This window comes from Mesorhizobium sp. M0587 (genome assembly GCF_040320945.1).
Lineage (GTDB): Bacteria > Pseudomonadota > Alphaproteobacteria > Rhizobiales > Rhizobiaceae > Mesorhizobium.
Window position 1 is genome coordinate 1 of the sequence record NZ_JAMYQP010000126.1, and the last position, 552, is coordinate 552.

Sequence of the window (552 nt, forward strand, 5' to 3'; positions counted from 1 at the left end):
TCTCAACAGCGCTGTGTAATGTTCATTGTTTATGATGACGCCCCCGCTGTTCACGAGGTTGCTCCTGTCAAGTGTACTCGTCAGTCCGTCCTGGGCCTCGCGCGTCTTGCCCAAGTGCCGTTCAAACGGCGCTGGCGCGACTTGTTGAGCTCGAGAGATGGGTCCCTGCTCTCCTGCGTGGCCATGAGCTTGTGCCGCGGTCTCTTCGATCCTCCTGTCCAAATTTGAAACCGACGCCGGTGCCGCGTGGCGCAGTTCAGACGGAGCAAGCGGCTCGTGACCGGGAAGCGTGCTGATAGTCTGCAAGTGTTCGACTGACATTTGCGATTTCTGTGCGTCGAACGGTGCGGGGGGATTCAGATCAACCACTGACGAATCCGGCGCATCATGATGGCGCGCCGTTGAGTGACCCGGCTGCAGTACCGAGGCACCCAGCATCGACCCACTGCCTCCGGCGTAGGGCGCCGCGGCGTGTTCTTGTCCGCTCCCTTGCACCATGAGTTGCGCCTCCCATGGCGATGTATCCACTTGAGGGCCGGGATCATGCACTGG

1 pseudogene is annotated in these 552 nt (G+C 60.7%); it reads right to left on the reverse strand.

The features are described from left to right. Positions 1-438 (reverse strand): annotated as a pseudogene (locus NKI49_RS33315) (hypothetical protein); the annotation flags it as partial. Positions 439-552 lie beyond the last annotated feature (114 nt).